Source organism: Kitasatospora putterlickiae (genome assembly GCF_039527695.1).
Lineage (GTDB): Bacteria > Actinomycetota > Actinomycetes > Streptomycetales > Streptomycetaceae > Kitasatospora > Kitasatospora putterlickiae.
The window spans coordinates 26053-33104 of the sequence record NZ_BAAAKJ010000067.1; the positions used below are offsets into that span (position 1 = coordinate 26053).

The 7052-nt window shown below is 74.3% G+C and carries 6 protein-coding genes and 1 pseudogene; all 7 read right to left on the bottom strand.

Annotation, left to right across the window (positions count from 1 at the left end; all coding sequences use genetic code 11):
- Window positions 1-336 (bottom strand): hypothetical protein (locus ABD308_RS07710; RefSeq protein ID WP_344329657.1); only part of this gene is annotated, 336 nt, incomplete at its 3' end.
- Between the two features lie 207 nt (window positions 337-543).
- A complete protein-coding gene (locus tag ABD308_RS07715; protein ID WP_344329658.1) occupies window positions 544-858 on the bottom strand; it encodes a cupin domain-containing protein in 315 nt (104 codons plus the stop codon).
- A gap of 163 nt (window positions 859-1021) precedes the next feature.
- On the bottom strand, window positions 1022-1678 hold the full coding sequence (locus tag ABD308_RS07720; protein ID WP_344329660.1) for a YigZ family protein: 657 nt from the start codon (window positions 1676-1678) through the stop codon (window positions 1022-1024).
- A 127-nt stretch (window positions 1679-1805) separates the two neighbouring features.
- A pseudogene (locus ABD308_RS07725) lies at window positions 1806-3109 on the bottom strand (DUF6986 family protein).
- A gap of 41 nt (window positions 3110-3150) precedes the next feature.
- Complete coding sequence (locus ABD308_RS07730; protein ID WP_344329661.1) at window positions 3151-4638, bottom strand: DUF2637 domain-containing protein; 1488 nt, start codon at window positions 4636-4638, stop codon at window positions 3151-3153.
- A 181-nt stretch (window positions 4639-4819) separates the two neighbouring features.
- The gene (locus tag ABD308_RS07735; protein ID WP_344329662.1) at window positions 4820-5485 is read right to left on the bottom strand and encodes a response regulator transcription factor; all 666 of its coding nucleotides are present in this window, start codon (window positions 5483-5485) and stop codon (window positions 4820-4822) included.
- Window positions 5437-6849, bottom strand: a complete 1413-nt coding sequence (locus ABD308_RS07740) for a sensor histidine kinase (protein WP_344329664.1) — start codon at window positions 6847-6849, stop codon at window positions 5437-5439. The genes ABD308_RS07735 and ABD308_RS07740 overlap by 49 nt, the downstream gene beginning before the upstream one ends.
- Window positions 6850-7052 lie beyond the last annotated feature (203 nt).

Here is a 7052-nt window from a genome sequence, read left to right on the forward strand (position 1 = left end):
GGCGATCCGGCGGCGGTCGTAGCGGCCGCCGGGCGGCGGGCCGACAAGCGGGCCGACGAACGGGCCGACGAACGGGCCGCCGTCGCGGTCCAGCAGGACGCGCTCGCCGAGCCGGAGCCGTTCGGCGGGCCGTGCGGCGCCGGACGGGTCGGCGGGTTCGGGGGGCGGGGGTTCCTCGCGCCATTCCTGTTTCAGCCAGGCGGCGAGGCACTGGTCGGCCAGGGAGAGGGCGTCAATGTGCGGGAGGGCGGTGGTGACGGTCATCCGGTAGGGCGTCGCCGGGCCGGAGGGGCCGGCCTGGGTGGGAAACGACGACGGGGAGCGTTCCGCGGTCATGCGCATACCTCCGGGTTCGGTGGTGGGGTCCCGTGTCCTCCATCGATGGGTCATTGGTCCGGTTCGCCGGACCTGTGCCCAGGAAACGCCATGGCCCGGAGAGGAAGTTCCAACTCCGGGCCACGTCACTACATTCGGGTGAATCTGCTCAAGCCGTCCGGCGCGGACGACGAGGATCTGCTGGGCCCCTCCGGGCCCGCAGCCGGGTCAGTCGGCGCGGTGGCCGGCGCCGCTGCGGCTCCACCCGGGCACCGGCACGGGCACCGCGAGCGGGCGGCCCGCCGGCGCCTCGTAGCGGGCGACCAGGACCACCGGGACCGTCCCGTGGTTGTGGCCGACGTGCACGTGCAGCGGTCCGGCGTGCTCCACCAGGCAGTCACCGGCCTGGCTGACCTCCACCCGGCCGTCGTGCAGGGTCCGGGTCAGCGTGCCCGCGAGCACCACGACGTCGACCCGGCCCGGGTGGTAGTGCCAGCCGGTGCTGTCCCCCGGGTCCAGGGTGATGGTCCGGACGACGGGCATCGCGGTCTCGGCTCCCTGATCGGCGGAATCCGACCAGGCTAGGCAGGGCGCCGCGAACCAAACACCGGACGGCCGGAAACCGGCCGAAAAGCTGTCCGGAACCGGCACGCCCGTCCGGTTCCACCCGCCGGACGGGCGTGCCGCCGACGCGGAGCGGCACCGCTCAGACCGGCACCTCGACGTAGGTGCGGCCCGCCGCCACCGCGACCGCCGTCCCGCCGGTCGCCTCGGCCAGCCAGGCGTGGAACGCCGCGACCTCCGGCTCCGGCACACCGACCTCGATCCGCACCCCGCTCGCCTCGTACGCCAGGTCGCTCACGGTGAACCCGGCCGCCCGCAGGTCGTTCTCCACCCGCCCGGCCCGGGTGTGGTCCGCCGTCACCGCGAGCAGCGCGACCGGCCGCCGCTCCAGCAGCCCGACCTCGTCCAGCGCCTCCGACACCGCGCTCCCGTACGCCCGCACCAGGCCGCCCGCGCCGAGCTTGATCCCGCCGAAGTACCGGGTCACCACGGCCACCGTGTCGGTGACGCCGCGCCGGCGCAGCACCTCCAGCATCGGCACGCCGGCCGTCCCGCCCGGCTCGCCGTCGTCGCTGGAGCGCTCGCGGCGCTGCTCGTCACCGACCACGAAGGCGGTGCAGTTGTGCCGGGCGTCCCAGTACTGCTTGCGGACGCCCGCGATGAACGCCTGGGCCTCGTCCTCGTCGACGACCCGGGCGAGGTGACAGATGAACCGGGACTTCTTGATCTCCAGCTCGTGCGTGCCCGCGCTCCGGATGGTCAGGTACGGCCTGGGGGTCGGCTCCGGTGTGGCGGACATGGCGCGGCGGTTCTCCCGGACGGCGACGAGGGGGCGGGCGGACGCGGCCCGCTCGGGGCGACAGCTCGCCCGGGGACCGCTCCGCCAGCCTAACCCCCGGCCGGTCGCCGACCGGCCGCGATCGGGCTCAGCGACGACCGGCGAGCGCCTCCAGCCGTGCGCGGTCCAGGCCGGTCGCACCGGCGACCTCGACGGGGTCCACCGCCCCGCAGTCCAGTCCGCGCAGCAGGTAGCCGCTGAGCGCCCGGGCGGTCGCCGGCTCGTCCAGAACGTCCCCGCCGGCCCTGGCCACGTACGCGGAGAGCCGGGCGGCGGCCGGGGCGAGGCCCTCCCGGTAGAAGGAGTAGACGGCGGCGTACCGGGTCGGCAGGTGCGCCGGGTGCGTGTCCCAGCCCTGGTAGTAGGCGCGGGCGAGCGAGCGGCGGACCAGGCCGTGGTGGTGCCTCCAGGCGGCGTGCACCCGGGCGGTGCTCCCGGCCGGGACCACGTTGGTGGAGCCGTCCGAGAGCCGGACCCGGGTCCCGGCGGCGGNNNNGCGCCCGCCTGCATCACCGCTTTCGCGTGGTCGGCGGCCGGGTGGTCCATGCTCTGGTGGGCGGCGGCGACCCCGCACGCGGCGCTGTAGTCGAAGGTGCCGTAGTGCAGACCGGTGGCCCGCCCCTCGGCGGCCTCGATCATCCGGGCGACGGTGGCCCGGCCGTCCGGGCCGAGGATCGCCTGGGTGGTCTCGATCTGGATCTCGAAGCCGAGCCGGCCGGCCGGCAGCCCGGCGGCGCGCTCGAAGTCCTCCAGCAGCCGGACCAACGCGGTGACCTGCTCGGCGTAGGTCACCTTGGGCAGGGTGAGCACCAGCCCGTCGGGCAGTCCGCCGCCGTCGGCCAGCAGGGTGGCGAGGAAGAGCTCCAGGGTGCGGATGGCACGGTCCCGGACGGCCGCCTCCAGACACTTGACCCGGATGCCGACGTACGGCGGGGCGCCGCCGTCGGTGACCGCGGCGGCGACCAGCCCGGCCGCCCGGACGGCTGCCGCGTCCTCCTCGGCGTCGGGCCTCCGGCCGTAGCCGTCCTCGAAGTCGATCCGCAGGTCCTCGACCGGCTCGCGCTCCAGCTTGGCCCGCACCCGGCGGTGCACCTCGGCGAGCAGCGCGTCGTCCGGCACACCCAGCGCGCGGGCCAGCCCGGCCGGGGTCCCGGCGTGGGCGTCGAAGGCCTCCAGCGCCCGCCGGCCCCAGGTCCGGACGGTGTCGGCCGCGAAGGCGTCGGCCGGCACGTAAACGGTGTGGACCGGCTGGCGGCCGCCCGGATCACCCGGGTAGCGGCGGACCAGCTCGGCGTCGACCGGCGCGAGCAGCGCGTCCACGGCCGCCCGGGCAGCGGCGGAGAAGCCGACTCCGCCCGTCGGCCCGGTCCCACCTGTCCCGATCCGCACCATCCGTCACTCCTCAGGCAGGTATGCGCGGAGGTCCGCGCCCGTCAGTCCCTCCCGGAAGCGGCGTAGCGGTCACGCAGCTCGGGGTAGAGGCGGTCGACGTCCTTCGGGTGCACCGACCCGTCCGGACGGCTGCCGCTCGCACCGAACTCCCGGGTCAACCAGTCCGCGAGCCGCTCCGCGTTGGGCTGCTGCCCTTCGTGGCTGTCCATGTAGCTGACCAGCCCCTGGTACGCCAGCTCCGGGTCCAGCCGGTAGGGCCCCGGCCGCAGCGGGCGCTCGGCCGCCACCCCCTCCTCCTCCGGGAAGTCCTGCGGCGTGTCGAACTCCGGGTCCTGCGGGAACCCGTCCTCCGGGTACTCGGCGTACGACGGCGCATCCTCCCGGTCGGCACCGTGCGCGACGACGGCCTCGTGCACCGCCTGCGGTTCCTCGGCGTCCGTCGGACGCGGCGGCTTGAACCACGGAGAGGCCTGACCCGGCACGCGGCCGCCGGGCGCGGGTTCGTTGGAGTGCCCGGTCGTCCGCACGGCACGCTCGGTCCAGACGTTCAGCTCGTCCCTCGGCTGCGGCGGGACCACGTCCTCGCCCTCGGGCTCCTGCGCCGCCCGCAGCCGGACCTGGGCGAGCTTGGCGAGCATCGGCGCCGCGACCTCCGCGGGCAGCGGCTCCGGACCGGCCGGCACCGGCTCGGTCCGGGGCTGTTCCTCCTGCCGCCCCTGCTCCTGCGTACCGGCCGGCACCAGGGCGGCCGCCGCGCGGCTCTCCGCCAGGGTCTGGGCCTCCTGGGCGGCCAGCGCCTTCGCCCGGGCCTCGGCCTCCACGGCCTCCTTCGCCTCGCGCGCCGCCTGCGACTCCTCGTCCAGCCGGTCGAACACCGCCGGGTCGAGCGGCACCCCGTACTTGGCCAGCTTCAGCGGGAGCAGCGCCTGGATCGGCGCCGAACGGCGCCAGCCCCGCCCGTACCGGAAACGCAGCTGCGCCCGGTAGACCAGCCGGTTCTGCTCCAGCCGCACGACCTCGTCGTACGAGCGCAGCTCCCACAGCTTCATCCGCCGCCAGAGCCGGAAGGTCGGCACCGGGGACAGCACCCAGCGCATCACCCGGACCGACTCCATGTGCCGGTCGGCCGTGATGGCCGCGATCCGGCCGACCGCGTGCCGGGAGGCCTCGACCACCACGACGAACAGCAGCGGGATGACCGCGTGCATGCCCATCCCGAGCGGGTCGCCCCAGGAGGCCGCGGCGTTGAAGGCGATCGTCGCGACGGTCAGCAGCCAGGCGGTCTGCCGCAGCAGCGGGAAGGGTATGCGCAGCCAGGTCAGCACCAGGTCCAGCGCGAGCAGCACCACGATGCCCGCGTCCACGCCGATCGGGAAGGCGTAGGAGAAGGCGCCGAAGCCCTTCTCCTCGGCCAGTTCCTTGACCGCGTTGTACGAGCCGGCGAAACCGATCCCCGAGATGACACAGGCCCCGGCCGCGACCAGGCCGAGCAGGACCCGGTGGGCCTTGGTGAGCGATGGGCGTGCCATTACGTCTATCAACCCCTGGATGTCGGCTGCGGCCGTACGCTGCCCCGGCTGCCGGTTCCCGCGTGTCGGGGCGCCGGACGGCTGAGGCACCTCCCGGGCTCGGCCCACCGGAGTTTACTCGTACACCTGTCCCAGCGTTCTCGCAGCCCGGACCGTCACACCACCGCGAACGGGTGCCCGGTCAGGCGGCCCGCCCCGCCGTCCCGTTGAGATACGCGAGCACCGCCATCACCCGGCGGTTGGCGTCCTCCGCAGGGGACAATTCGAGCTTGGTGAAGATGTTGGCGATGTGCTTGGCCACCGCGCCGTCGCTCACCGTCAGCCGGGCGGCGATCGCCGAGTTCGAGCAGCCCTCCGCCATCAGCTCCAGTACCTCCCGCTCGCGGGGCGACAGCCGCTGCAGCGGACCGGGACGACGCGCGGTGGTCTGCATCAGCTTGGCGATGACGTCCGGGTCCATCGCGGTACCGCCCGCGGCCACCCGACGGACCGCGTCGATGAACTGGTCGGCGGCGAAGACCCGGTCCTTCAGCAGGTAGCCGATCCCGCCCGTGCCGTCGGCCAGCAACTCCCGCGCGTAGAGCTGCTGGACGTGCTGCGACAGCACCAGCACCGGCAGGCCGGGGATCTCCCGGCGGGCCTTCAGGGCCGCCTGCAGACCCTCGTCGGTGAGCGTCGGCGGCAGCCGGACGTCGACCACCGCCACGTCCGGACGGTGCGTCAGCAGTGCGTCCAGCAGTTCCGGACCGGTCTCGACCGCGGCGGCGATCGTGAAGCCGTGCGCTTCCAACAGCCGGATCAGACCTTCTCGAAGGAGGTAGAGGTCCTCTGCGAGGACAACTCGCACGGCAGCTCCAAGGTGATGGTGGTCGGACCGCCCGACGTACTGTCGATGGCGAGGACACCGTCGAAGGTACCCAATCGGCGTTCGATCCCGCGCAGCCCGGTCCCCCGGACGGGATCCGCCACACCGACCCCGTCGTCCGTCACCGTGACCCGCAGCCGGCCCGCCCGGTACAGGATGTCCACCCAGACCTGCTCGGCACCGGAGTGCTTGGCCGCGTTGGCCAGCAGCTCACAGACGCTGAAGTACGCCGTGGCCTCCACCGGGGCCGGGAGCCGGTCCGGCAGGCTCACGAAGACCTCGGTCGGCAGCGCGCTGTCCAGCGCCAGCGCCCGCACCGCGTCGCCCAGTCCACGCTCGGCCAGCACCGGCGGGTGGATGCCGCGGACCAGGTCGCGCAGTTCCTGGAGCGCCCGGGCCGAGGACTGCCGGGCCTCGGAGAGGAGCTCGCGCGCCGCCACCGGGTCGGTCTCCATGAGGTGCTCGATGGTGCCCAGCGTCATCCCGATCGCGACCAGCCGTGCCTGCGCGCCGTCGTGCAGGTCCCGCTCGATCCGCCGCAGCTCCGCCGCCTGGCTGCCGACCGCGTCGGCACGGGTCTCGGTCAGCTCGGCCACCCGCCGGGTCAGCTGGGCGTGGGTGGCCCGGCCGTCCTGGTCGAGCACCCGCCGGGCCACCTCCGCGTACACCCGCACCGCGTACGGCGCGAGCAGCACGCCGACGGCGACCAGCGCGAGCGCCAGCACGCTGGAGGCCAGCATGGTCATCGCCAGCTCGGGGGCATGCCCGGAGTCCTGGTAGCTGCGGACCGCCACGACCAGGTACACCACGCCGCCGACCAGCAGCCCCGCGACCGCCGCGCCGAGCGCGACCACCATCAGCGGGCTGACCACCAGCCAGAGCATCTCCGTCCGGGTCGCCCGATCCCGCACCGCCCAGTGCAGGAGCTGCGCGAGCCGGGCGACGTTGTACGAGCGGTGGTACGAGTAACCCGTCCACCAGTGGCCGCGCTCGTCCGCCTCCAGCGCCGGCCTCGGGCTGTACGAGACCGGCAAGCGAAGTCCGTACCAGTCGCCGAGCCGCGTCCGCGTCCGACGTGCGACCGGACGCACGAACATCCCGGCCAGTGCCGCCCCCGAGACCACGGCGGCGAACAGCGCGAAGAGCGCCGCCGGGTAGTAGGCATCGAGCATCCACGCGACGCCGGCACCGGCGAACACCCCGCCGACGACCGGCACCACGACGACCGGGACCGCACCCAGCACCAACAGCGCCAACCGGGCCAGCCCGACGCCACCCGCCACGAGCGCCGCCTCGGTCCGGGCGCGCACGGCACCACCGCCGCTGATCCGACTCTCCGTTGCCACGAGCGCTCCTGTTGCCGATGATGATGCCGATGCCGTAGGTCGGCTCCGATCGTCCTGGCCCAGTTTTCCCCGCACACCCGCCCGCGCGCACTGGCCGTCTCACCCGACTTCGTGGTGGTGCTAGGTCCACCCCTGCCCTGGCGTCCCCGCTGGACCCGTCACCGAAATGCGAAAAGCCCCTGCCGGTATCCCCGGCAGGGGCT